Annotated in this window: 20 protein-coding genes, 3 tRNA genes and 1 pseudogene; 13 read left to right on the plus strand and 11 right to left on the minus strand. The window is 52.6% G+C overall.

Annotated features, from left to right (window positions below; all coding sequences use genetic code 11):
- Positions 1-209 precede the first annotated feature (209 nt).
- From fadJ to N2K86_RS15525, 3 genes are all read right to left on the minus strand, one after another.
- Complete coding sequence (fadJ, locus tag N2K86_RS15515; protein WP_260659201.1) at positions 210-2,357, minus strand: fatty acid oxidation complex subunit alpha FadJ; 2,148 nt, start codon at positions 2,355-2,357, stop codon at positions 210-212.
- A complete protein-coding gene (gene fadI, locus N2K86_RS15520; protein WP_260659202.1) occupies positions 2,357-3,667 on the minus strand; it encodes an acetyl-CoA C-acyltransferase FadI in 1,311 nt (436 codons plus the stop codon). Before fadI ends, fadJ begins: the two co-directional genes overlap by 1 nt.
- 246 nt (positions 3,668-3,913) lie before the next feature.
- Positions 3,914-4,198: a YfcZ/YiiS family protein gene (locus N2K86_RS15525; protein WP_010433204.1), complete on the minus strand. Its 285-nt coding sequence runs from the start codon at positions 4,196-4,198 to the stop codon at positions 3,914-3,916.
- A gap of 372 nt (positions 4,199-4,570) precedes the next feature.
- On the opposite strand from N2K86_RS15525, the pseudogene fadL reads away from it, so the two are divergent.
- Positions 4,571-5,854 (plus strand): annotated as a pseudogene (gene fadL / locus N2K86_RS15530) (long-chain fatty acid transporter FadL).
- A gap of 44 nt (positions 5,855-5,898) precedes the next feature.
- On the opposite strand, the gene mlaA reads toward fadL, so the two are convergent.
- Positions 5,899-6,651: a phospholipid-binding lipoprotein MlaA gene (gene mlaA, locus N2K86_RS15535; protein ID WP_010433199.1), complete on the minus strand. Its 753-nt coding sequence runs from the start codon at positions 6,649-6,651 to the stop codon at positions 5,899-5,901.
- Between the two features lie 315 nt (positions 6,652-6,966).
- Between mlaA and N2K86_RS15540 the strand changes: the two genes are divergently transcribed.
- The 4 genes from N2K86_RS15540 (at position 6,967) to ypdK (ending at position 9,684) form a co-directional block, all read left to right on the plus strand.
- Positions 6,967-7,896 carry a formate/nitrite transporter family protein gene (locus N2K86_RS15540; RefSeq protein WP_260659203.1) on the plus strand — a complete coding sequence of 310 codons (930 nt, stop codon included), beginning with the start codon at positions 6,967-6,969 and terminating at the stop codon, positions 7,894-7,896.
- A gap of 75 nt (positions 7,897-7,971) precedes the next feature.
- A tRNA-Arg gene (locus tag N2K86_RS15545) sits at positions 7,972-8,043 on the plus strand.
- Positions 8,044-8,334: 291 nt separating this feature from the next.
- Positions 8,335-9,255, plus strand: a complete 921-nt coding sequence (gene lpxP / locus N2K86_RS15550) for a kdo(2)-lipid IV(A) palmitoleoyltransferase (RefSeq protein ID WP_260661703.1) — start codon at positions 8,335-8,337, stop codon at positions 9,253-9,255.
- Positions 9,256-9,612: 357 nt separating this feature from the next.
- Entirely contained in the window at positions 9,613-9,684 is a 72-nt protein-coding gene (gene ypdK, locus N2K86_RS15555; RefSeq protein ID WP_099458937.1) for a membrane protein YpdK, read from the plus strand.
- A gap of 55 nt (positions 9,685-9,739) precedes the next feature.
- On the opposite strand, the gene alaC is transcribed toward ypdK, so the two are convergent.
- The gene (gene alaC, locus N2K86_RS15560; protein WP_260659204.1) at positions 9,740-10,975 is read right to left on the minus strand and encodes an alanine transaminase; all 1,236 of its coding nucleotides are present in this window, start codon (positions 10,973-10,975) and stop codon (positions 9,740-9,742) included.
- 387 nt (positions 10,976-11,362) lie between these two features.
- On the opposite strand from alaC, the gene N2K86_RS15565 reads away from it, so the two are divergent.
- The gene (locus N2K86_RS15565) at positions 11,363-13,060 is read left to right on the plus strand and encodes a sensor histidine kinase (RefSeq protein WP_260659205.1); all 1,698 of its coding nucleotides are present in this window, start codon (positions 11,363-11,365) and stop codon (positions 13,058-13,060) included.
- A gap of 13 nt (positions 13,061-13,073) precedes the next feature.
- Positions 13,074-13,805, plus strand: a complete 732-nt coding sequence (locus N2K86_RS15570) for a LytR/AlgR family response regulator transcription factor (protein WP_260659206.1) — start codon at positions 13,074-13,076, stop codon at positions 13,803-13,805.
- A 35-nt stretch (positions 13,806-13,840) separates the two neighbouring features.
- On the opposite strand, the gene glk is transcribed toward N2K86_RS15570, so the two are convergent.
- Positions 13,841-14,806 (minus strand): glucokinase, encoded by a 966-nt coding sequence (gene glk / locus N2K86_RS15575; protein WP_089597886.1) that lies wholly within the window; start codon positions 14,804-14,806, stop codon positions 13,841-13,843.
- A gap of 205 nt (positions 14,807-15,011) precedes the next feature.
- Here glk and N2K86_RS15580 point away from each other — a divergent pair, with 205 nt between their 5' ends.
- Positions 15,012-16,247, plus strand: coding sequence for an ion channel protein (locus N2K86_RS15580; RefSeq protein ID WP_260659207.1), 1,236 nt, complete (start codon positions 15,012-15,014; stop codon positions 16,245-16,247).
- Here the strand turns inward: N2K86_RS15580 and ipdC are convergent, their stop codons facing one another.
- Positions 16,248-17,906, minus strand: coding sequence for an indolepyruvate decarboxylase (gene ipdC, locus N2K86_RS15585; protein WP_260659208.1), 1,659 nt, complete (start codon positions 17,904-17,906; stop codon positions 16,248-16,250).
- Positions 17,907-18,091: 185 nt separating this feature from the next.
- On the opposite strand from ipdC, the gene mgrA reads away from it, so the two are divergent.
- Together mgrA and N2K86_RS15595 are read left to right on the plus strand one after the other, a co-directional pair.
- Positions 18,092-19,081: an L-glyceraldehyde 3-phosphate reductase gene (gene mgrA, locus N2K86_RS15590; RefSeq protein ID WP_260659209.1), complete on the plus strand. Its 990-nt coding sequence runs from the start codon at positions 18,092-18,094 to the stop codon at positions 19,079-19,081.
- Between the two features lie 133 nt (positions 19,082-19,214).
- Positions 19,215-19,571, plus strand: coding sequence for a DUF2502 domain-containing protein (locus N2K86_RS15595; protein ID WP_109081573.1), 357 nt, complete (start codon positions 19,215-19,217; stop codon positions 19,569-19,571).
- Between the two features lie 33 nt (positions 19,572-19,604).
- On the opposite strand, the gene N2K86_RS15600 is transcribed toward N2K86_RS15595, so the two are convergent.
- Positions 19,605-20,843, minus strand: a complete 1,239-nt coding sequence (locus tag N2K86_RS15600; RefSeq protein WP_260659210.1) for an Nramp family divalent metal transporter — start codon at positions 20,841-20,843, stop codon at positions 19,605-19,607.
- A 350-nt stretch (positions 20,844-21,193) separates the two neighbouring features.
- Here N2K86_RS15600 and nupC point away from each other — a divergent pair, with 350 nt between their 5' ends.
- Positions 21,194-22,381 carry a nucleoside permease NupC gene (nupC, locus tag N2K86_RS15605; RefSeq protein WP_260659211.1) on the plus strand — a complete coding sequence of 396 codons (1,188 nt, stop codon included), beginning with the start codon at positions 21,194-21,196 and terminating at the stop codon, positions 22,379-22,381.
- Between the two features lie 45 nt (positions 22,382-22,426).
- Here the strand turns inward: nupC and N2K86_RS15610 are convergent, their stop codons facing one another.
- From N2K86_RS15610 to N2K86_RS15620, 3 genes are all read right to left on the minus strand, one after another.
- The gene (locus N2K86_RS15610; protein WP_260659212.1) at positions 22,427-24,616 is read right to left on the minus strand and encodes a sensor domain-containing phosphodiesterase; all 2,190 of its coding nucleotides are present in this window, start codon (positions 24,614-24,616) and stop codon (positions 22,427-22,429) included.
- A gap of 213 nt (positions 24,617-24,829) precedes the next feature.
- Positions 24,830-24,905, minus strand: a tRNA-Ala gene (locus tag N2K86_RS15615).
- A 41-nt stretch (positions 24,906-24,946) separates the two neighbouring features.
- Positions 24,947-25,022: transfer RNA gene (locus N2K86_RS15620), tRNA-Ala, on the minus strand.
- A gap of 217 nt (positions 25,023-25,239) precedes the next feature.
- Between N2K86_RS15620 and N2K86_RS15625 the strand changes: the two genes are divergently transcribed.
- Positions 25,240-25,602, plus strand: coding sequence for a YfeC-like transcriptional regulator (locus N2K86_RS15625; protein WP_260659213.1), 363 nt, complete (start codon positions 25,240-25,242; stop codon positions 25,600-25,602).
- A 1-nt stretch (position 25,603) separates the two neighbouring features.
- Positions 25,604-25,990, plus strand: a complete 387-nt coding sequence (locus N2K86_RS15630) for a YfeC-like transcriptional regulator (RefSeq protein ID WP_260659214.1) — start codon at positions 25,604-25,606, stop codon at positions 25,988-25,990.
- The last annotated feature ends 37 nt before the right edge of the window (positions 25,991-26,027 follow it).

Genomic DNA, 26,027 nt, shown 5'->3' on the forward strand with positions numbered 1-26,027 from the left:
ATTGCACCGCTTTTGTTAACCAGAATCACCGGCGTTGACTACCCGCGATTAAAGCTGGGAGGTAGAAAACCCGATGGCCGGGCATTGTGCCTGATCCATTCGGTGAATGAAACGCTGTTTTTTACCTCAATGGCGTAAGTATAGTCAATCTCTGTTTACAAATTCGCCAAAACAGGTCTCCTCACCGAAGGATTTACCCTTCTTTGACCTCAGCTTACGAGGACAGTTTCCCTTGCAGGCCAAAATGTCTGGCCCCGTTCCGCCATCTGCAATAATTCGTCACAGGGTGTAAACCGTGGACCATATTGCGAAGCCAGACGTTGCAGAATTGCAACCACTTCACCCGCCCCGAGGGTGTCCATATACCGGAACGGGCCGCCAAGGAACGGCGGGAAACCAATACCAAATACGGCACCGATGTCACCATCGCGTGCGCTTTTGATCACCTGTTCGCCGAAACAGCGCGCCGCTTCGTTGAGCATCATCATCAGACAACGCTCAGCACACTGCGCTGACGACAGTTTTCCCTGACCGGTAACAGAAATAAGCCCATAAACAGCAGGGTCGACCTGTTTCTTGCTTTTACGCCCTTTTGCCCCGTAAAGATAGAAACCGCGTTCATTTTTTCTGCCTTTGCGATCGTCCTTCAAAATTGCAGAAACAATGTTTGCAGGGGGGCTAAAACGGTCCCCGTAAGCCGCTTCCAGTACAGGTATAATTTTAGTGCCGGTATCTATTCCTACCTCATCCAAAAGTTGGATTGGGCCGACAGGGAAACCAAACTTCACCAGTGCCTCATCGACGTGCTCAATCTTCTCCCCTTCCGTCAGCAATCGCATTGCTTCATTAATGTAGGGAGCCAGAATGCGATTGACATAGAAGCCTGCTTTATCTGCCACGACAATCGGCGTTTTGCCCTGCTTTTTGGCGAGCTTGACCACCGTGGCGACCGTTTGCGGGCTGGTGGTCGCGTGTGGAATAACTTCCACCAGCGGCATTTTTTCGACCGGGCTAAAGAAGTGCAGCCCAATCACCTGCTCCGGTCGTGAGGCTTTCGCCGCGATGTCGCCAATCGGCAATGACGAGGTGTTTGAAGCAAAGATCGTATGCGGGCCGCAATGCTGTTCAACGTCTGCCACCATCTGCTGCTTGAGCGCCAGATCTTCAAACACGGCTTCTATCACCAGATCGCGATGCGTAAAACCGCGGTAGTCCGTGGTGCCAGTGATCATCGCGAGTATTTTATCGCGCTCGCTTGCCTTGATATGGCGGCGTTTAACCTTCTGATCAAGGTTCTGCCAGCTGTACTGTAGGGCGTGGTTGATTCCCTTAGGATTAATGTCTTTGATACGCACCGGCAATTTTCCTTTGCTGGCAGTGACGAACGCAATTCCACCGCCCATCAGCCCGCCCCCCAGCACGCCAACGGCACGCAGCGGCGCAGGTTCAGCATCGCTTCCCGGATCTTTTTTGACGTCAGTGCTGGCAAAGAAGATGCTGCGCAGCGCCTGAGACTGCGGCGTCATCGCCAGTTCACCAAAGGCTTTTGCTTCGGCGGCATAACCGCTGCTGCTGCCCTGTGACAAGCCGGCTTCAATGACCTCAAGAATGCGCTTCGCCGCCGGGTAGTTGCCTTTGGTTTTTTGCTCGGTCTTTTTGCTTACCATGTTGAACAGGAGCGCGCGCCCCAGTGGCCCTGCCAGCACGCGCTCACGCACAGGAAGAGGGCGTTTTGCCTGACGCCCTTTCAACGCCAGCTCAACGGCGGCCTCCAGCAAAATCGAGTGGGGAACCACTTCATCGACCAGTCCCACTTTCAGCGCCTGACGGGCGCGAAGCTGCTTGCCGGTTAAGATCATCTCCAGCGCGGTACTCACCCCCACCAGTCGCGGTAAACGCTGCGTTCCACCCGATCCCGGTAACAGGCCTAACTGCACTTCCGGCAGGCCCAACACCGTTTTTGCATCATCGGTACAAATGCGGCTATGGCAGGCCAGCGCCAGCTCTAAACCGCCTCCAAGACAGGCTCCGTGAATGGCGGCGATAACCGGGATCGACAGCGCATGGATCTCGGCCATCACCTGCTGTCCCTGACGCGCCAGATCTTCGGCTTCCTGAGCGCTTTGCGCACGGGCGATCATGTTGATATCCGCCCCGGCGATAAAGTTGTCCGGCTTGGCCGAAATAAAGACCAGACCGCGAATCGCTTTGTTTTCGCGGATCTGCTTAAGCATGGTGCGAACCTGAGTGCCGAATTCAGCCTTCAGGGTATTCATCTTTTCATCAGGCACATCAATAGTGATAACCGCGACGTTATCGAGGCGAACCGTAAGATTGAATGCAGAGGGCATGTCCATTATTCCGCCTCCAGAACCATTGCTGCACCAAGGCCACCCGCCGCGCAGGCGGTGACCAGGCCAAACCCGCCGCCACGGCGACGGAGTTCATGTAATGTTTGGGTGATCATACGCGCGCCCGTGGCCGCAAACGGATGACCGTAGGCAATGGAGCCACCCAGTACGTTAAACTTGCTCTGATCCACTTCGCCGGTGGCGTGCGCGCGGCCCAGTACATCGCGCGCGAAACGCTCGCTTGCCAGCAGCTGGATGTTTGCCAAGGTTTGTGCGGCAAAGGCTTCGTGCATGTCAATGAGCGTTAAATCAGCGAGGGTGAGACCAGCTCGTTCGAGGGCCAGCGGCGTGGACCACGCCGGACCTAATAGCATGTCCTGCCAGACATCAATCGCCGTGAACGCATAGCTGCGCAAATACCCCAGCGGTTTAATGCCCAGCTCTTTCGCGCGGGACTCCGTCATCAGGATCACTGCTGCAGCACCATCGGTCAGCGGCGTACTGTTTGCCGCCGTCACGGTGCCATGCTTGCGGTCAAACGCCGGACGCAGTTTTGCGTAATCCGCCAGCGTCGAGGTGCCACGGATATTATTATCTTCTGCCAGAGGCTCTCGATAGGGGGGAATATAGGCGGTCATGACCTCGTCGGCCAGCTTCCCTTCCGACCAGGCCTTCGCAGCGAGCTGGTGCGAACGATGCGCCAGGGCATCCTGCTGTTCGCGGGTAATGCCGTAGGTTTTCGCCATCTGCTCAGCGGTGTCGCCCATGCGCAGGCCGGTTGAATATTCAGCGACCGCGGGTGGAACAGGCATCAGGTCGCGCAGGCGTAAACGCGAGAAGAGTTTAAGTTTCTGGCTGGTAGTGCGGGCCTTGTTGGCATCCACGAGCATGCGTGCCAGCTTTTTGCTTACCCCAATCGGCAGCACTGAAGAGGAGTCCGCCCCGCCCGCGATACCCGCGCGAATCGTCCCCGCCATCAGGCTTTCGGCCACGTTAGCCACCGCCTGAAAACTGGTCGCGCACGCGCGGCTGACGCTATAGGCATCGGTATGCACATTCATTCCCGTACCGAGAACAATTTCACGTGCAATATTGGGGGCTTCAGGCATCTGCACGACCTGACCGAAGACCAGCTGTTCGATGACCTCAGGCGGAATTTCGCTGCGAGCCAGCATCTCGCCTACGACCATTTTTCCCAGATCGACGGCCGGTATACCATGAAAGGCGGTTGCCTGACGCGCAAACGGCGTTCGCAACCCGCTTACAATGGCAATGCGATCACCTTGTCGGGTGATAAGCGGTAATGCCTGACTCATAACATTCCCCTGTAAAAAACTTTACACAAATATAAAGTGGTCTGACCTGATAACAGTCTTAACCATTTTTTTACATTCAGCCAATCGGGGAAGCATAAAAATGCGAGCTAAAACACAGAGAAGAAAAAGAAAATGCCCCTGCATGGCAGAGGCATTTGTGCGGTATGTTGCCGGGTGGCGGCGTTGTCTGACCCGGCCTACATGATCGTAGGCCCGTGCAAGCGAAGCGCCGCCGGGCAAAAAGGATTAACGCAGGCCCAGCTGGAAAATCAGCGTTTCAGCTTCACACGCAAAAACAAAGTCGATGTCCAGCTTCACGCCACCTTCCACTTCGGTAAAGGTCGACTTGATTTCGCAAGGATCGGATTCTACTTCACGCGCACGCTGACTCAGCGCGGCCAGGGTTTCTTCCGCTTCGGCACGGCTAGTGAATACACGGCTGTAAGACGCGGTGCAATCGGTGTTGTCCATGATGGTGCCAACATCCATACAGCAGCAAACCGGGGTTTCATCAGCACTGCATTTACTCATAGCTCAATTTCCTCTGTATTCGCGCAAAGCGCGAGATAAACACGATGCTGATATTTTACGCCCCGGCGTTGGCTCTCTCCAGCCGTTAATGACGCAAAATCGGATAAGTGAGCAATATCACACTAAAAAATGATCTAAAACAAAAATCACCCTTTCGGGTGAGTCTCGCTGGTCACAATTTTGCCAACCAGATCTCGTTTCAAGAAACATGTTTGAAAATATTAATAAACAAACTTGCAACATCTTAGCTGGTCAGACCTATACTCACGCCACTGGTCTGATTTGTATGTCATACCTCAGACCCTACACTTCGCGCTCCTGTTACGGTATGTAACAATTATTGAATAAAAATAACTCAATGAGGTTATGGTCATGAGCCAGAAAACCCTGTTCAAAAAGACTGCGCTGGCAGTCGCAGTGGCAATCGTCTCAACATCCGCCTGGTCAGCGGGCTTCCAGTTAAACGAATTTTCTTCCTCTGGCCTTGGCCGTGCGTATTCCGGGGAAGGCGCTATTGCTGATGACGCAGGTAACGCAAGTCGTAACCCTGCGCTGATCATGATGTTCGATCGCCCGACCTTCTCTGCCGGTGCTGTTTACATCGATCCTGATGTCAATATTTCTGGCAAGTCTCCTTTCACCGGCGCGAGCCTGAAAGCGGATAACATTGCGCCGACCGCGTGGGTTCCCAACCTGCACTTCGTTGCGCCGATTAACGAACAATTTGGTTGGGGGGCGTCAGTTACCTCTAACTATGGTCTGGCAACCGAGTTCAATAACGATTACCCGGCCGGGGAATACGGCGGTAAAACCGACCTGACCACGCTTAACCTCAACCTGAGCGGTGCTTATCGTCTGAACGAGAGCTGGAGCTTTGGTCTGGGCTTTAATGCCGTCTACGCTGATGCGAAAATCGAGCGTTATTCCGGTGAACAAACTGCCGCCCTGCCGAAAAACAGCAATAAGATCGCCAGTCTGAAAGGTGATGAATGGGGCTACGGCTGGAACGCGGGTATTCTGTATGAGCTGGACAAAAATAACCGCTGGGGTCTGACCTATCGCTCCGAAGTCAAAATTGATTTCGATGGCGATTACAAAAGCGGCATCCTGAGCCCTGTAAACGGCATGGTTCCGGGTGCAGGCACCACCATTCCGTGGGGCACATCAAACCAGACCGTACCGGGTTCACTGTCACTGCATCTGCCAGAAATGTGGGAAGTTTCCGGTTACAACCGCGTCGCACCTCAATGGGCGATTCACTATAGCCTGGCGTACACCAGCTGGAGTCAGTTCGAGGAGTTGAAAGCGACCGGCAGCAATGGTCAGACGCTGTTCTATTAGTACGAAAGTTTCCACGACGCATACCGTATTGCGCTGGGTACAACCTACTATATGGACGACAACTGGACGTTCCGTACCGGTATCGCGTTTGATGACAGCCCGGTGCCGGCTGATAAGCGTTCCATCTCTATTCCGGATCAGGACCGCTTCTGGTTGAGTGCGGGCGCGACATATGCGTTCAACGAAAATGCGTCAATCGACGCTGGCGTCTCGTATATGCACGGTCAGAAAGTCACGTTCCAGGAAGGCCCTTACGAGTTTACCTCTGAGGGTAAAGCCTGGCTGTTCGGGACCAACTTCAACTACGCGTTCTAATCGCGCAGGGATCAAAAAAGGTGAGCGTTGCTCACCTTTTTTATTTATTCCGAGTCGATATCTTTAAGTTCGTTCTCGATGGCTTTCGCATTCGGATTGTCTTCCGGCTTCAGCTTGCCACCGTTGGCAATGAAGTCATGGTTCTGGAAGTACGCCTCACGCACCATGATGTACGGGTCAGAAGACTGGCGCAGCAGACCGTCAGAGTCCAGCAGTTGCGCACGTGTTTCAATCCCTTCCACCGTCCACTTACCAATCGACAGCGGCCAGGTCAGCCATGACAGCACCGGATACAGCGTATCCACCATATCGCCGCCATCATCACGCACCGTGAAACTGCCATAGAACGGCAGATGCACATACGGACCATAACCTACACCGTAATGCCCCAGCGTGCTGCCGAAACGGTGCGGCTGTTCACGCTGCAGTTTTGTGTTTGCCATGCCAGCGACATCAATGAAGCCGCCCATACCCAGCAGGGAGTTCAGGAAGAAGCGCGTAAAGTGCACCATCCCCTGATACGGGTCACCTTGCAGGAAATAGTTCACCATTACCGCAGGCTCTTCCAGGTTGCTGGTGAAATTGCTTAATCCATTACGCGCAGGTTGCGGAACATAATCGCGCCATGCCACCGCTACCGGGCGAACCACATACGGATCCAGCACGTTATAGTTGAAGCTGTACATCGAGCGGTTAAATCCTTCAAGAGGATCGGAGCGTCCCGTCTGCTCCCCGGAGCTGGCGCAGCCCACAAGCATCGTCGCGCCCAGCGCAAGCGCCGACAGCCGAAGTTTCATAATTATCTCCCTGTTCAGTATGGCTATCGTTGATTGCCATCCGTAACGGAGCATCTGGCGCTCCGTATGAAAACGTGCAAGTGATTGTAACAGCACGTTTCCCGATGTCTATGAGCACAATTACGGGCAGTAACCACCGTCACTCTGATCTCAGCATAGCCTGGCTTTAGGAATTCGTTTCGCTGGCAATTTTATAATGTCTTTGAAAGAGATGTATCACCTTTGTTGCCATTGCCACCAATTTAAGAGCATCCCCACAGGCATCACGATAAAAGCCGCTACGCTTTAAAGAAAGTTCATCCTCAAGGAGCGGTTATGAAAGACGTGGGCGAAGAAAAAATTGGTGAAAGCAATGAGGATCTTGAAATTGAGAGTGAGGAAAAAGAGCGTGGCCAGAAGATAGAGATTGATGAAGATCGCCTGCCATCCCGTGCGATGGCGATCCACGAACACATACGCCAGGATGGCGAAAAGGAGATGGAACGCGATGCCATGGCCCTGTTCTGGTCGGCGATTGCTGCCGGTCTCTCGATGGGGGCGTCGCTACTGGCCAAAGGAATATTTCATGTCCAGCTGGAGGGGGTGCCCGGTGGCTTTTTACTGGAGAATCTTGGCTACACCTTCGGCTTTATCATCGTCATCATGGCGCGCCAGCAGCTCTTTACTGAAAACACCGTCACTGCCGTGCTGCCGGTGATGCAAAACCCTACCCTGGGCAATTTCGGCTTGCTGATGCGGCTCTGGAGCGTGGTATTGCTTGGGAATATCATTGGTACAGGCATCGCAGCCTGGGCCTTTGAGTATATGCCGATATTTGATGAACCCACCCGGGATGCGTTTGTAAAAATTGGCATGGATGTGATGAAAAACACGCCCTTAGAGATGTTCTCTAATGCGATTATCTCCGGCTGGATCATCGCCACTATGGTGTGGATGTTCCCTTCGGCAGGCAGCGCAAAGATTGTAGTGATCATCCTGATGACCTGGCTTATTGCGCTCGCCGATACCACGCACATCGTGGTGGGTACCGTTGAAATTCTCTATCTGGTCTTTAATGGTACGCTTCACTGGAGCGATTTTTTCTGGCCGTTCGCCCTGCCAACGCTGGCCGGTAATATTTGCGGCGGGACCTTTATCTTCGCGCTGTTGAGCCATGCGCAAATCCGCAATGATATGTCGAACAAGCGTAAGGCCGAGCTCAAGGCACAGGAAGATAATGAAAAATCGGCAAAAAAATCGGCCTGAATGGTGACTCTTTGAGCAGTCAGGCGGCAATGCGCTTAACGCAAAGTGTAATTAACGTTATACTCGTGCCGCCTCGTCCCCTTAGTTAAATGGATATAACGAGCCCCTCCTAAGGGCTAGTTGCAGGTTCGATTCCTGCAGGGGACACTTCCTGAACTGCTCACGTGCTTTTCCCCGTCCCATGCCACTTCTCCGAGACTCGTCGCTATAACAATCGTAAAATCAACGGTCTGCCAAAGTGTCGCTTTTTTAATCAAAAACGAGTAATAGCACAAATCGTATAACGGTGCTACATTATGCCGCCCATCCAATGTCAGCAATGGCCAGGTAACGCCGTAAAGATCGGTAAAGCCTGCAACCATGACCTTGTACTACGGTCTAATAGGCACGTGGTATCGCAATATGCGCTACTTTCACCGGCTTTACATAGGTTCCTCTATTTTGTCTCAATCCAAATTCAAACGCGCGTTTTTGCACCCGCGTTACTGGTTTACATGGTTTGGTCTTGGCGTACTTTGGTTGCTGGTACAACTTCCTTATCCGGTGATTCGCATACTAGGCTCCAGACTCGGCAGCGCATCGCGCTATTTCCTTAAACGTCGCGAGTCTATCGCACGTAAAAATCTTGAACTTTGCTTTCCGCATTACAATGCGCAGCAGCGCGAAAAGCTGATCGCTGAAAACTTTAAATCTATCGGCATGGCATTGCTGGAAACCGGTATGGCCTGGTTCTGGTCTGATGAACGCGTGCGTAAATGGTTTGATGTAGAAGGTCTGGATAACCTGAAACGTGCCCAGACGCAGAATCGGGGCGTGATGGTCGTCGGGGTTCACTTTATGTCCCTCGAACTCGGCGGTCGCGTGATGGGTCTTTGCCAGCCGATGATGGCAACCTACCGCCCGCACAACAGCGCGCTGATGGAGTGGGTTCAGACTCGCGGTCGTATGCGCTCGAACAAGGCGATGATCAGCCGTAACAATCTGCGCGGCATGGTCGGTGCGCTGAAAAAAGGTGAGGCCGTCTGGTTTGCACCCGATCAGGATTATGGCCGTAAAGGCAGTAGCTTCGCGCCTTTCTTCGCGGTTAAAGACGTTGCCACGACCAATGGCACCTTTGTGATTTCACGCCTTTCTGCTGCCGCCATGCTGACCGTAACGATGGTCAGAAAAGCGGATAAATCAGGTTATCGCTTGCACATCTCCCCCGAAATGGCCAACTACCCGGAAAATGAGTGTGAAGCCGCGACCTTTATCAACAAGGTTATCGAGTTCGAGATCATGCGTGCACCTGAGCAGTATTTGTGGATGCACCGCCGCTTCAAAACCCGTCCGCTGGGCGAAGCCTCTCTCTATATTTAAGCCTTCCAGAAGGTTAGTTTCGCTAAGAAACTAACCTTTTCAATCACCTGTAATTACCCTGAGCAACCGTCTTTTTTCTGCGTCGCTCAACGGGAATTTATTGCGTACTGAAATCAAACTGTCGCCGTTCCACGACACTCGTAAGTATCGGAAAGTATTTAGAAAAATCCCACTTGTCACCCCCCATTTTTAGGCGTACATTAGCGCCGTCTGACAATGGGAAGCGCAGAATTCTGAGGTGGAGTCTGAGGCGTAGCGGGATAATTCCGATTTCCGTTTTAGCCCGATTTCAACTCTCTATAATCAGGTGGACTCTGTTTTTGAATGCGTACCACAAGATACGCGGAGTGATGAAACGTGAAATATTTCTTTATGGGCATTTCGGTGATTGTTTTAGTCTGGGCCGGAACCTTTGCCCTGATGATCTAGCAAAGAACATGCAGTCAAAAAAACAGGCGCTCAAGGCGCCTGTTTTTTTGTGTCGTCAGGTTTCGGGCTGTTCAGCCACACTTTTTGATGAGAGAAGCCCGTCAGCCCGGAACATGCTCTTAATCCCCCTGACCGCCTGACGAATGCGGTCGCTGTTTTCAATCAACGCAAACCGCACGTGGGTATCGCCATAATCGCCAAAACCGATGCCCGGTGAGACGCACACCTTCGCATCCTGCAGGAGCTTCTTGGCAAACTCCAGCGACCCCATTGCCGCATAGGGCTCAGGAATTTTAGCCCAGACGTACATGGATGCCTTCGGCATTTCTACCATCCAGCCCGCTTCATGAAGACCTTTCACCAGCACATCGCGACGCCGCTTATACTGGGCGGCAATATCATGTACACACTGCTGATCGCCTTCAAGCGCAGCAATTGCAGCAACCTGTAGCGGCGTAAATGTGCCGTAGTCGTGGTAACTCTTAATACGTGCGAGCGCATTTACCAGCGTCTTGTTACCTACCATAAAGCCAATGCGCCAGCCCGCCATGTTGTAACTTTTCGACAGCGTGAAGAACTCGACCGCCACATCGCGTGCACCCGGCACCTGCATAATTGAAGGTGCCTTCCATCCGTCGTAGACAATATCCGCATAGGCAAGGTCGTGAACCACCAGCACGTCGTAGCGTTTGGCGAGTGCAACGACTTTTTCAAAGAATTCCAGTTCTACGCACTGGGCGGTTGGGTTCGACGGGAAACCGAGGATCATCATCTTTGGTTTCGGGTAGCTTTCACGAATCGCGCGTTCCAGTTCGTTAAAGAAGTCTACGCCTTCCACTAGCGGTACAGAACGCACCTGCGCGCCAGCAATCACCGCACCGTAGATATGGATCGGATAGCTGGGGTTTGGCACCAGCACGGTATCACCGTGATCCAGCGTCGCCAGCATCAGGTGTGCCAGCCCTTCTTTCGAGCCGATGGTGACAATGGCTTCACTTTCAGGATCGATGTCCACCTGGTAGCGATCCTGGTACCAGCGGGAAATGGCACGACGTAGTCGAGGAATACCGCGAGAAGTTGAGTAACCATGCGTATCCGGACGCTGGGCAACCGTACAGAGTTTCTCAACAATATGCGGCGGCGTTGGGCCGTCAGGGTTACCCATGCTGAAATCAATGATGTCCTCGCCGCGCCGACGCGCAGCCATCTTCAGCTCAGCAGTGATATTGAAAACATAAGGGGGGAGACGATCGATACGCGTAAAACGGCGTTCAGGACTGAATTCAGCCATAGATTCCTCAGATTAACGTTAGCGCCCGGACCGTCCGAGCGACGCTGCCACTGATGTGGCGTGCTTAGAAAATAACCTGAAAAAAAACATGCTGTCGAGAGGGAAAGTAAAAAAAAGATATCGCATTAAAACAGGAACCCTGCTGTCGCTAAAAGCGGAAGGCTGATGACGCAAAATGTTTTTTTAATAGCTGTTATTTAACATGGTGTTATCATAACCATTACCTCGCTGCGCTTCGTTCAGAAAAATTCAGCCGGACTTAAGAACTTTCCGCACAATCCCCTTTGTAACCTGTGGTTTTTCCTCATTTGATAAACCTGACGGATAGCTGGTCAATACGCGCCAGGTTTTTTATCATGGTTCTTTCCCGATTCTCCAGGTTCACTTGTGCACGAAATATTCGATATGCTGCTGGCGGTATTTGATCGCGCAGCGCTAATGCTGATTTGTCTTTTTTTCCTCATTCGCATTCGCCTGTTCCGCGAGCTTCTGCACAAGTCAGCGCACTCGCCAAAAGAACTGCTGGCCGTGACCGCCATCTTTTCGATGTTTGCCCTTTTCAGTACCTGGTCGGGGGTGCCTGTCGAAGGGTCGCTGGTGAACGTGCGCATTATCGCCGTGATGTCAGGCGGAATACTGTTTGGCCCCTGGGTTGGGGTGATCACCGGATTGATTGCCGGTACACACCGCTATTTGATTGATATCGGCGGCGTGACGGCTATTCCGTGCTTTATTACCAGCATTATCGCCGGGATCCTTTCCGGCTGGATTAACCGCAAATTCCCAAAAAAACAGCACTGGCGCGCCGGGATCATCGCGGGCATGGTGTGTGAAACCTTGACCATGATTTTGGTTGTACTGTGGGCGCCCACGACCGCTCTTGGGCTGGATATTGTCTCGAAAATCGGTATTCCGATGATCCTCGGCAGCGTCTGCATCGGCTTTATTGTGCTGCTGGTGCAGAGTGTGGAAGGGGAAAAAGAGGCCAGCGCCGCACGTCAAGCCAAGCTGGCACTCGATATTGCCAACAAAACGCTGCCGCTGTTCCGCCACGTTAACGTTGAGTCTTTACGCCAGGTCTGCGATATCATCCGTCGCGATATTCACGCCGATGCCGTCGCCATCACCAATATCGACCACGTGCTGGCCTACGTGGGCGTCGGGGAACACAACTATCGTGACAACGACGACACCATCAGCCCGACCACCCGACAGGCGATCAACTACGGTAAAATCATCATTAAAAACAATGATGAAGCTCACAGGACGCCCGAAATACATTCCATGCTGGTGATCCCATTGTGGGAGAAAGGGGTCGTCACGGGCACGCTGAAGATTTACTACTGCCATGCGCACCAGATCACCTCCTCATTGCAGGAAATGGCAATTGGTCTGTCGCAAATCATCTCAACTCAACTGGAAGTTTCGCGCGCGGAGCAGCTGCGCGAAATGGCAAATAAGGCAGAGCTACGCGCGCTGCAAAGTAAAATTAATCCTCATTTCCTGTTTAACGCGCTGAACGCCATCTCCTCCTCCATTCGCCTTAATCCGGACACCGCCCGCCAGCTTATTTTCAACCTGTCACGCTATCTGCGCTACAACATTGAATTGAAAGATGACGAGCAGATCGACATCAAAAAAGAGCTTTATCAAATCAAAGATTACATCGCGATCGAGCAGGCCCGCTTTGGCGATAAGCTCACCGTCATTTACGATATTGATGAAGAGGTCAACTGCGTGATCCCAAGCCTGCTGATCCAGCCGCTGGTGGAAAACGCCATTGTCCACGGTATTCAGCCGTGCAAAGGCAAAGGTGTAGTGACCATTAGCGTAACCGAGAGCGGTAATCGCGTGCGCATTGCGGTGCGCGATACCGGCCACGGTATCGACCCAAAGGTCATTGAACGCGTGGGATCCAACGAAATGCCGGGCAATAAGATTGGCCTTTTGAATGTCCACCACCGGGTCAAACTGCTGTACGGCGACGGGCTGCACATTCATCGCCTGGAGCCGGGCACAGAAATCGCGTTTTACGTGCCGAATGAACGCACCCCCGTTCATGCACCGATATCCCTGATGCCATAGGCCGGAGTTACAGATGAAAGTCATCATTGTGGAAGATGAGGTTCTGGCTCAACAGGAGCTGAGCTGGCTCATCAAAACGCACAGCCAGATGGAGATTGTAGGCACCTTCGAAGATGGCCTGGACGTGCTGAAGTTCCTCCAGCACAACCGGGTCGATGCCATTTTTCTCGATATTAATATTCCGTCGCTGGATGGCGTGCTGCTGGCGCAAAATATTAATCAGTTTGCCCACAAGCCCTTTATTGTCTTTGTTACCGCGTGGAAAGAGCACGCCGTGGAGGCCTTCGAGCTGGAAGCGTTTGACTACATCCTGAAGCCTTATCAGGAGTCGCGTATTATCAGCATGCTGCAAAAGCTGGAAGGGGCATGGAAACAGCAAGCCGCGCCTGCGACCGCAAGCCCTGCTATCCGGGAGAATGACACCATTAATCTGGTGAAAGATGAAAGGATTATCGTCACGCCTATCGACGATATTTATTACGCCGAAGCACATGAAAAGATGACGTTTGTCTATACGCGACGTGAATCGTACGTGATGGCGATGAACATCACCGAGTTTTGCAGCAAGCTACCCGCGGCGCACTTCTTTCGCTGCCATCGTTCGTTTTGCGTCAATTTGAACAAGATCCGAGAGATCGAACCCTGGTTTAACAACACGTATATTTTGCGTCTGAAGGATCTCGACTTCCAGGTGCCGGTGAGCCGCAGCAAGGTAAAAGAGTTTCGCCAGTTGATGCACCTGTGAGCGTTCCCCTCTCCCGCAGGAGAGGGGAATTAACATCAGAGAATTTGCCCCAGAACCTGACGCAAATGCGCACCAGAGCCAAGCAGCCCAGGATTATCGTGCACAATCAGGTAAACAGGGATGTCCTGCACGTAGCTTCTGAAGCGTCCTTTATCTTCAAAGCCGCCGCGGAAACCAGAGGCTTTAAAGAACTCGAGGAAGCGCGGCATGATACCGCCCGCAATATAGACGCCGCCAAACGTGCCCAGCGTCAGCGCCAGGTTGCCGCCGAAGCGACCCATAATCACGCAGAACAGGGACAAGGCACGACGACAATCGATGCAGCTGTCCGCCAGTGCGCGCTCGGTCACGTCTTTAGGCTGCAGATTTTCAGGCAGACGGCCATCAGATTTCACAATCGCACGGTACAAATTGACCAGCCCGGGGCCCGACAGCACGCGCTCAGCAGAAACGTGGCCGATCTCAGCACGTAACTCTTCGAGGATAATGCCCTCTTCTTCACTGTTCGGTGCGAAATCCACGTGACCGCCTTCACCCGGCAGACTGACCCAGCGCTTATCGACGTGGACAAGGTGAGAGACGCCCAGCCCGGTTCCCGCGCCGTAAACCGCAATCGGCTTGCCTTCGACCGGCGCCGTGCCGCCAAACTGGATAAGGTGTTCCGGCTTCAGCATCGGGATCGCCATCGATACTGCCGTGAAGTCATTGATAATTTCAAGATGCGCAAAGCCGAGGTTTTTTTTCATTTCGGCAATGGAGAAGGCCCAGGTGTGGTTGGTCATAGCCACCCAGTCACCGGTAATCGGGCACGCAATAGCGATACAGCCGTCTTCGACGCTGACCTTATGCTCTTCAAGATATACGCGAACCACGGCTTCCAGACTTGGATAATCCAGCCCTGAATAGGTTTTCGCCTGGGAAATGTCACCGCTATTTACATCGCAGAGTGCAAGGCGCGCGTTCGTGCCGCCCACATCACCTACCAAAGCATACTTTGTCATTCTTCTACTGCTCCGCTAAAGTCAGAATAAATCTTTGGAACACTGTAAATTCAAGGCGTGATAACAACAACGACCAGAAAGTGAATGCCCCAGGATTATCGATCTTCGTCACAGAATAACTTTACCGTTTCAGCACCTTTTGCACTATTGCCATAAAGCTGATTGTGCAAAGTAACGTTATACCGTTTTGTACAAGGAAATCATCATGCTCCACCCGCGAGCCAGAACCATGCTGTTATTAGCAATACCGGCGCTCGTTATTGGCGTTGCTTCAAGCCTGGTGCTCATCGTCGTGATGAAAGTCGCGTCGGTACTGCAAACGATGTTATGGACCGCCCTGCCTGCCAATATTGGCTTCAGCCCTGATTCTCCTGTATGGATTATCGTCATGCTGACGCTCACCGGTATTGCAGTGGGTTTGGTGATTCGTTTCAGTCCGGACCATGCCGGGCCCGATCCCGCGCAGGAACCGTTGATCGGCGCGCCCGTCAGCCCGGCAGCGCTGCCGGGACTGATCGTTGCGCTGATCGTGGGTCTGGCGGGCGGCGTCAGCCTGGGGCCTGAACATCCGATCATGGCGGTCAATATCGCGCTGGCGGTTTTCCTGGGTTCGCGCATTTTACCGCGCGTTAACGCGCTGGACTGGACGATCCTGGCCTCTGCCGGCACCATCGGCGCGCTGTTCGGCACTCCCGTCGCCGCCGCGCTGATCTTCTCCCAGACGCTGAGCGGTAATAATGACGTCCCGCTCTGGGATAAACTCTTTGCGCCGCTGATGGCCGCCGCTGCCGGTGCGTTGACCACCAGCCTTTTTGTCCATCCCCACTTCTCCCTCCCTCTCCCCCACTATGGCCAGATGCAGGTCGCGGACATCTTCAGCGGCGCAATTGTGGTCGCCATCGCCATTGCGCTGGGCATGGTCGCGGTATGGTGTCTTCCGCGCCTGCATCGGCTGATGCATAAGCTCAAACATCCGGTGCTGATTTTGGGCGTCGGTGGGCTGCTTCTCGGCATACTGGGCGCCATCGGCGGAAAAGTGACGCTGTTTAAAGGCCTGGACGAAATGCAGCAGCTGGCATTCAGTCAGGTCTTCAGCGTGTCGGATTATCTGCTGTTTGCGGTGATAAAGCTGGCGGCGCTGGTCGTGGCCGCCGCGTGCGGTTTTCGAGGCGGACGCATCTTCCCGGCAGTGTTTGTCGGGGTTGCGTTAGGTCTGATGTTGCACGAGCATGTAGACGCCGTACCGGCTGCGATAACCGTTTCGTGCTCGATTCTCGGGCTGGTACTGGTCGTGACGCGGGATGCCTGGCTGAGCCTGTTTATGGCCGCCGTCGTGGTGCCTGACTCTACCCTCTTCCCTCTGCTCTGTATCGTGATGTTGCCCGCCTGGCTCCTGCTGGCGGGCAAACCGATGATGATGGCCTGGCGAAACGATAAGTGATCAGGCGCTATTTCGCGCCTCCAGCGCTTTGGTTATCGCGCCCAACAACGGGGGAATATCCGCTTTGGGCAGCATAACCTCAATGAGCGAAAGCCGCTCATGGTGCGCCACTTTTTCCAGCACATCCGCCAGTTGCTCGACTTCACTGACCCGCCAGCATTCAGCCTGAGGATCCAGGCTGAGTGCCTGCGGGATCTGCGTCCAGTTCCACAGGGCGATATCGTTGTACCGCTGTTCAGGCCCGTGTATGGCCCTCTCAACCGTGTACCCTTCGTTATTGAGCACCAGGATAATCGGGTGCTGTTTATCGCGCAGCATGGAGCCCATTTCCTGAATCGTCAGCTGTGCGGCACCATCCCCGGTCAGGACAATCACGCGCCGGTCCGGGCATGCCGTCTGCGCGCCAAAGGCCGCCGCCAGCGTGTAGCCAATCGACCCCCAGAGTGGCTGAACGATAAAATTAACGTCCGCAGGCAAGCGAAGATCGATCGCGCCAAACGCCGAGGTGCCCTGATCGGCAAGAATTATGTCGCCGGGGCGAATGAAGGTTTGCAGCGTGCTCCAGAAGTTCTCCTGCGTGAGCGAAGCGCCCTCTGCAGGCCAGGCAAAACCACTGTGTGTAGAGGGTGCAGGGCTTTCGTGCACATGTTGTTTGCATAACTCTGCCAGCGTCTCAATCGCCTGCAGCATGGGAATGCCCGTAAACCAGACGTCGCCCACGCGGGAAGCATGAGGCTGCACTTCAATGGTTTGAGCTGGAGTAAGCTGGTGAGTGAACCCGGCGGTCAGGGTATCGGTAAACCGCGTTCCAACGCACAGCACCGTGTCAGCTCTTTCAATCGCCTCTTTGACCGGCTCCGCGCTCGCTGAACCACTGTAAGTGCCGTAGAAACCCGCCTGCCGCTCATCAAAAATCCCTTTCCCCATCAACATGGTGGCGTGTGCCATCGGCACCTCTTTCACCCATTTCTGCAGCGCAGGTTTTAGCCCATGGCGGAGCACCAGAAAATCAGCCAGCAGCGCGGTCCGCTTGCTCATGGCCAGGCGACTCCTGGCGGCATCACGAAACGCTTTGAGACAGGCATTGTCCGCGTGAACAGGCTTAACGGTGAGAGCGCTTACCGGTGGAGTCGCGGCTTTTTTCGCCACATCCGCAGGCAACATCAAATAGCCCGGACGGCGTTCGCGCAGCATGGTGGTCAACACGCGGTCAATTTCGTAGCAGGCATTTTGTTCGGTCAGGATCGCCTGAGCGACGGTGATAGGTTCACTCATATGATAAAAATGACGGAACTCACCGTCACCTAAGGTATGGTGCAATAACTCTCCTTTTTGCTGCGCTGCTATTCCCGGCGCCCCCACAATATGTAACACGGGAACGTGTTCGGCAAAGCTACCCGCCACCCCGTTCATGGCGCTTAACTCTCCGACGCCGAATGTGGTTAACAGCGCGGCAAAACCCTTACATCGGGCATAACCGTCGGCGGCATAGGACGCGTTAAGCTCGTTGGCACAGCCCACCCAGCAGATATCCGGGCTGTCTATTACATGGTCGAGAAACTGCAGGTTATAGTCGCCCGGCACGCCAAACAGATGATCGGTTCCACAATCTGTCAGACGGTCCAGCAGGTAATCGGCGACGCAGTATGGGGTACGCATAAACAGGTATCCTTCTAATGTTGTTCTCACCTTGAGTATTAAATAAGCGTGATGACTGTCCAGAAAAGGCAGTAAGAAGGAGTTGGAAAGAATGCTTTACAAAAAATGCTGCGCTATTCTCTCTTTCTTCGCGTTAGTGTAACCGTATACACACGTTTTTCTTATCAGCGTCAGAGGTCACGATCATGCGTTATCAGCCGGATAAAAATCGTTATCAGACAATGCAGTATCGCCGCTGCGGACAAAGCGGGCTGAAATTGCCCGCCATCTCGCTTGGGCTTTGGCATAACTTTGGCGATGCCACACTCATCGAAAACAGCCGTCAACTTTTACAGCGCGCGTTCGATTTGGGGATTACGCATTTCGACCTTGCCAATAACTATGGTCCTCCTCCCGGTTCAGCCGAACGTAATTTTGGGCGCATTTTGCTGGAAGATTTTCTCCCCTGGCGCGATGAGTTAATTATCTCGACGAAAGCAGGATATACCATGTGGGACGGTCCCTACGGCGACTGGGGCTCGCGTAAATACCTGATATCAAGTCTGGATCAGAGCCTGAAGCGCATGGGGCTGGAGTATGTCGACATCTTCTATCATCACCGCCCGGACCCGGAAACACCGCTTCAGGAAACAATGAAAGCGCTCGACCATCTGGTGCGACAGGGCAAGGCGCTGTACGTCGGGTTATCCAACTACCCTACGGAACTGGCGCGTCAGGCAATTGAAATCCTTGGCGACCTCGGTACGCCTTGTCTTATCCACCAGCCTAAATATTCGATGTTTGAGCGTGCCCCTGAAGCGGGTTTGCTGGATGTACTGCAGCAGACAGGGGTTGGGTGTATTCCCTTCTCTCCTCTCGCAGGTGGTCAATTAACCAACCGTTATCTGAACGGCATTCCAGCGGACTCTCGTGCGGCCAGCGGCAGCAAGTTCCTGAACCCGGATCAGCTCACCGAAGAAAAGCTGGAAAAAGTGCGCAAGTTAAACGCCCTGGCCGAACGCCGTGGTCAGAAGCTGTCGCAGATGGCACTGGCCTGGATTTTACGCCACGACACCGTAACCTCCGTACTGATTGGGGCAAGTAAAACCGCGCAAATTGATGACGCGGTGGGCATGCTGGACAATCGCCATTTCTCGGAAGATGAATTGACACAAATCGAAGAAATACTGGGCTGAACAAACTAAAGCCACTTTTAGCAAAAAGTGCTCTCACCGATGAATTCGGAGTTAAGGCGATGAAACGAGGCTTTACCAACTCGTAATATTGCGTTAACAGGCCCACAAGGCCCCGATCGTGAAGGAGAAGAGTATGTTCAGGTCACTGATTTTAGCAGCGGTATTACTGGCTTCTGCCCCGCTGGTCGCCAATGCTGGCGAGATCACCCTGTTGCCATCAGTAAAATTACAAATTGGCGATCGTGATGACTACGGCAGATACTGGGACGGTGGCTACTGGCGCGACCGTGACTACTGGAACCGTCATTATGAATGGCGTGGTGACCGCTGGCGCAGGCATGATAATGGCCTGCATCGCGGCTGGTATAAAAACAACGCCTATGAACGCGGCTACCGTGAAGGCTGGAACGATCGCGATGACCGTCGTGGCGGCTGGGGCGGACGCGGTGGTAAAGGTCATGGTCATGGTGGTCACGGCCATCGTCACTAACGTAAAAAGGAGCCTTTAGGCTCCTTTTTTGTTTTAAAGACCCAGCGCGGTTCCGACTAACAACCACAGATTCAGCGCCACCACCACGACCACAATCGCCCACCCGGTCCTTTTCACCAGCGTCGAGTTTACGAGATCGCCCATCAGTGTTTTATCGCTGGTAAAAATCAACAATGGCACCAGCGCAAGGGCAATACCAAAACTCAGCAGGACCTGGCTCATCACCAGAATGCGGGTTGGATCCAGCCCCATCAAAATCACAATAAACGACGGCAGCATGGTGACGGCGCGACGCACCCACAGCGGAATATGGAAACGCACGAATCCCTGCATCACCACTTGTCCCGCCAGCGTGCCTACCACCGTGGAAGAGAGGCCAGCAGCCACCAGGCTCAGCCCAAATATCGTTGCTGCGGCATGGCTCAGTAACGGTTCCAGCGTCAGATAAGCCTGATCGAGATCGGCAATCCCCGTGTGGCCATTAAAGTGGAAAGCGGCAGCGGCGGTGGCCATCATCGCCAGATTCACGAAACCGGCAATCGTCATGGCAAACGCGACATCCCATTTTGTCGCGGAATAGCGTTCCTTACGGGTACCACCGTGCAGATGTTGTGTCAGAGAGGAGTGCAGGTAAATCACATGCGGCATAATGGTTGCACCGAGGACGCCAGCAGCCAGGAATACCGCTTCAGAGGTGGGCAAACTTGGGATCACCATCCCTTTACTCAGCTGCGCCAGATTCGGCTGGGAGAAGATCAGCTCCACAATATAGGCTGCAGCAACGAACAGCAGCAGACCACCGATGACTTTTTCCAGCGGCTTCTGCCCGCGACGCTGCAGCATCAGAATAAGGAAAGTCGCAATCCCGGTCAGCACGGCCCCCTGCAGCAGCGACACGCCGAGGATCAGTTTAAATCCAATCGCAGCCCCTATGAATTCGGCAAGGTCGGTTGCCATAGCGATAATTTCAGCCTGGACCCAGTACAGCCAAACCGCCGGACGCGGGTAGTGGTCGCGGATCTGCTCTGCCAGGTTTTTGCTCGTGGCAATGCCGAGCTTCGCTGAGAGCATCTGGATCAGCATGGCCATCAGGTTTGCCCAGACTACCACCCACAGTAATTTGTAGCCGAAGCTGGCGCCGGCCTGAATGTTGGTCGCAAAATTGCCCGGATCGATATAGCCAATGGCAGCAATGAACGCAGGTCCCATTAATGCGAACCGCAACTTGCGCGCTGCTCTGCCACTGCTACCCTCTACGCGACTGTTTGTCATTTCTGCCTCTGAAATATAGCCTTTGCTATGTTTAATGCTATCAAAATGAGAATGATTATCAAGATCATTTGTAAGGTTTGTAATGATTTCTCTGATAGCTTTTGACAATAGATGGGCAGGTGAGATGCGGGTGCTCTAAACGAAACAAAGCTAGCGCACACTTTTGTGAAGCCTAGCACACAAACTTAACTTTTCACTCATTTACCTAACATAACAAAAATGTATTGTTGATCACTATTTTTGAGACTCGTCACAGGATGTAACTATAGTGTGTTCTTGATCTCGTTTTCTTTTCGCTTGTTACATAGAATGTGCACGAAAATTAAACCTGCCTCATATTTGGAGCAAATATGGACCGCGTCCTTCATTTTGTCCTGGCACTCGTTGTCGTTACTGCACTCGCATTGCTGGTCAGCACAGACCGCAAAAATATTCGTATTCGCTATGTTGTCCAACTGCTGGTCATTGAAGTATTACTTGCGTGGTTCTTCCTGAACTCCAACGTTGGCCTCGGCTTCGTGAGAGGCTTCTCCGAGATGTTCGAAAAACTGCTCGGGTTTGCTAACGAAGGGACTAACTTCGTCTTTGGCAGCATGAACGATCAAGGACTGGCCTTCTTCTTCCTGAAGGTGCTGTGCCCTATCGTCTTCATCTCTGCACTGATTGGTATTCTGCAACACATCCGCGTTCTGCCGGTGGTTATCCGTGCGATTGGTTTCCTGCTGTCTAAAGTGAACGGCATGGGCAAACTGGAATCGTTTAACGCCGTGAGCTCACTGATCCTCGGTCAGTCAGAAAACTTCATCGCGTATAAAGATATTCTGGGCAAAATGTCCCGTAACCGCATGTACACCATGGCGGCAACCGCAATGTCTACCGTATCCATGTCTATCGTGGGTGCGTACATGACCATGCTGGAGCCAAAATACGTGGTGGCGGCGCTGGTGCTGAACATGTTCAGCACCTTTATTGTGCTGTCGCTGATCAACCCTTACCGTGTTGATGCAAGCGAAGAGAACATCCAGATGTCAAACCTGCATGAAGGGCAGAGCTTCTTTGAAATGCTGGGTGAATACATTCTGGCAGGCTTCAAAGTCGCCATTATTGTTGCTGCTATGCTGATTGGTTTTATCGCGTTGATCGCAGCCCTGAACGCCCTGTTCGCAGCGGTGCTCGGTATCTCATTCCAGGGTATCCTGGGCTACATCTTCTATCCAATTGCATGGGTGATGGGTGTTCCGGCTCATGAAGCACTGCAGGTTGGCAGCATCATGGCAACCAAACTGGTTTCTAACGAGTTCGTCGCAATGATGGATCTGCAGAAAATTGCCAGCACGCTCTCTCCACGTGCGGAAGGCATTCTGTCCGTGTTCCTGGTTTCCTTCGCAAACTTCTCTTCCATCGGTATTATCGCCGGTGCGATTAAAGGCCTGAACGAAGAGCAGGGTAACGTGGTTTCTCGCTTCGGCCTGAAGCTGGTGTACGGTTCTACGCTGGTGAGCGTACTGTCTGCCTCTATCGCAGCGCTGGTACTTTAACTCGCAGAGTGAAAAAAACCGGGAGCTTGAAAGTTCCCGGTTTTTTTATGCCTGTAATTCGGCAAGCGGTTTGGGTTTGCCTAACAGGTAGCCCTGCAGATAATCGACACCAAAGTGCAGCAACATATCCCGCTGCGCCGGGGTTTCCACATATTCCGCAACCACACAGAGCGATTTTGTTTTCGCCAGATTACAGATCGACTGCACAATCATCGCATCCATGTTGTCGCTGCAGATATCCTTTACGAAACAACCATCAATCTTGATGATGTCGGCCTGCAGGCGCTTTAGACGCTCAAAGTTGGCATAGCCTGTTCCAAAGTCATCAATAGCAATACGGAACCCATGCTCTCTCAGCTGCTGGATATTGTTAATGCTACTGCCCGAATTGGAGAAAGCCTGTTCTTCGGTTATCTCGATGACCACGGCCTGGGGCGGGACGGTATAGCGATCGAAGAGCGCGATAATCTCCGTGGCGACCTCTTTTTGCATCAAGGTCATCGGCATCAAATTGACAGAGAAACGGGTACCGGCATGCGTGGCGGGATTATCCCGCAGCCAGACCAGTAACTTCTCAACCACAGTCAGATCAAAGCGATGGCTCAGGTTAAACTGGGCAATCAGCGGAATAAAGCGATCGGGGGTGATCATCTCTCCCTCGCTCTCCAGGCGGGAGAGGATTTCGTAATATCCTTTCCCCTCGGCATTCTGAATCGATTGGGCATACAGTTGGAGCCCGTCAGCATCAAGCGCACGTTTAATACGCCCTAACATCAGCACCCTGTCGGTGGTTTGCCCGGAGACGTCCTCAATGCTGTTTGTGAGTGCCAGAACGTTATGTGCCGCACACGACTGCTCCGCCAGCCAGCTCAGCTGGCCAAGCGTATGATGCAAATTCTCGCCATCTTCGACTTCCCCCCAGGAGGCACCAAACTCGATATCCAGCCCGGTGTTGTTCCAGTAAATCTTGCGGCTATTCAGTTGATCAATCATATGCTGCAGGCGCTCTGAGGTTTCGGGCCCTAACAGCACCAGCACCAGCTCACTTCCGGGCAACTGGAAAAGCTGTTCGTCTTTTTGCAGTAAGGGCTGGAGCGACGCGGTAATCATCCGCTTGCAGTGAACCCGCATAAGAATGCCGTAGTGGCGGCTCAGGAACTCCAGATTGTCCATTCGCAGACAACACACTTTGGCGTCAGGGTGGATAACCAGGAACTCTTCCAGCGCACGAATATTAGGTAAACCGGTCAACGGATCGGTTAGCGCCCTCTCCTGCCAGCCTTGTTTCATCCATTCGCTTCGCTGGTAGATCCGTGACATATAAAGCAAACAGATGGCGAAAGAAATCAGTACGGAGAGGATAAACGAGAGCGAGTGCCCCGACTCCACCCCGTTAAGAAAGTTGTAGTTGTAAGTCAGCAGCAGGAGCGCGGATACGGCCCAAAACAATGAGATGAGCGCATAACTCAAGCGACTGATGCCTAACGTGAAAAGAATGAAAATAATGGGCATCAAATATCCTGCAATTATAGGTGACTCAAATGGAGCACATAAAATTGCCATGAAGGCGACCAGAAGCATCAGCCAGATGACGACAAACAATGGTTTTTTATGAAAAAAGACAGGCTTCACGCTTCGCCGCCAAAATGTTCTGGCGTAGCGGGGATTAATAATCATTCTTAATGGATAATAGAACATCATGGTGAAAATCAACGCCGCACAGATCAGGCTTTGAATATCCACAACGTTGTAAATCGTGGTGCCTTCACCGAAGTAAGTAGAGATTGTCACCGGGAAATGAAATAAATAGCCAGCCAGGTACATTGATAATTTGATACCTACCGGCACCATAAAACCAAGCCAGAAAATGCGTATTCCGATGTACTTATTGGGCACGCTGTAGCGCCAGCGCCTGCCCAGCATCAGACGGATAATGCCACACGCTGCGAAAACTGAGAACGTCTGACAAAACAATAAAACTGCATATTGTAGCGGCGCTAAATCAACGATAAATATATTAGTGATGGTAAAACTTAACACAACAGGAATAACTGCCCGGCGGCCAAACAACAAAATAACAGCCAGCATGACACTTAATGGCAACCATGCTAAATAAACATCATGCCCGTTAACAATAGCGCGTGGAGAGATATAACGGGAAAAGGGCACTGCAATCAAGCATAGCCCCAGGGCAATCATAAATATTTTTACATTATTGTAAGCTTTTCTATTCATTCAGTCAGGAATTCTATTTTACCAGCGTATCATTGACCGGATGGATAATAGGTTTATTAATTGCTCGAATCAAGTTCAAGTCTATTTATAGACCCGTTTATTGATTTGAGTTGAGGTGAGGTATAGAAAAAGCGTTTTATTGCAACAAAAGCAGTATGAATATTTTACAAAGGTATAAAAAAAACCCCCGTCTTTCGACGAGGGTTCAAATTTTGGTGGAGCTAAGCGGGATCGAACCGCTGACCTCTTGCATGCCATGCAAGCGCTCTCCCAGCTGAGCTATAGCCCCACATGTTACTTTACTTACCGCACTCTGTTGGGTTCAGAGTTTGGTGGAGCTAAGCGGGATCGAACCGCTGACCTCCTGCATGCCATGCAGGCGCTCTCCCAGCTGAGCTATAGCCCCGTCGTAAAGCTGTCATGTTGACGGGCGGCATAATATGAATTCCGCTGCTGAGTGTCAACGGCAAAATCAGCCCCCACCTTTCAATCGCTGAAAAATCATGCAAATGAATCACTTTGCGAGCCTGCTCGCAGTCAGGAGTTAAGCCTGTCACGTTTTCACGTAAAACGGTGCTATAAGATGAACCACTAATTAACCCCACGAACACTCAGGAAATTGCATGATCAAGGAACGAATGACGCCAGAAGAGTTAGCCCTGCTCACTGGCTATAGCCGTCAGACCATCAATAAATGGGTACGTAAAGAAGGTTGGATTACATCGCCAAAACCAGGCGTTCAGGGTGGCAAGGCGCGTCTGGTGCATGTGAATGAAAAGGTACGGGAGTTTATCCGCAGTGCCCGCAGGGCGTCTGAGACGCCTGAAGTGCCAGACAGCGCCGGCTACGAGGGTTCACTTCATACTTTACTTCTGACACTGGCAAATGAAATGACGCCGGATGAGCAAAAGCAGCTGACATCGCTGTTACTGCGGGAAGGGATTACCGGATTGTTGCAACGTTTAGGGATTCGCGACCAGAACTAATATGAAAAGATTACGCAGCAAAATGACCACGGATGAACTGGCTGACTGTCTGGGCGTCGCCAGGCAAACCGTTAACCGCTGGATACGCCAGAAAGGATGGAAAACGGAGGGTGTTAACGGCGTAAAAGGGGGAAGAGCAAGACTGATCCATGTCGATGCGCGGGTGAAGGAACATATTATTAGCCTTCCTGCCATCCGTCACCGACAGGCGATTTACCAGGTGGCCGAAACGCCCTCTCTCTATGGGATACCCTCATCGTCTACCCTGCACCCACAAATCATCGACTCGCTGGAGAACATGACGCAGGTTGAACAGGAACGTCTTCTCATATTGCTGAAGCGCGAGGGGGTAAAAGAATTTCTCTCACGGCTCGGTATTGCTGAATAGCAGACAAAAAAAACGGCAGGTTCCCCTGCCGTTTGAT

This window comes from Enterobacter mori, assembly GCF_025244905.1.
GTDB classification, from domain to species: domain Bacteria; phylum Pseudomonadota; class Gammaproteobacteria; order Enterobacterales; family Enterobacteriaceae; genus Enterobacter; species Enterobacter mori_A.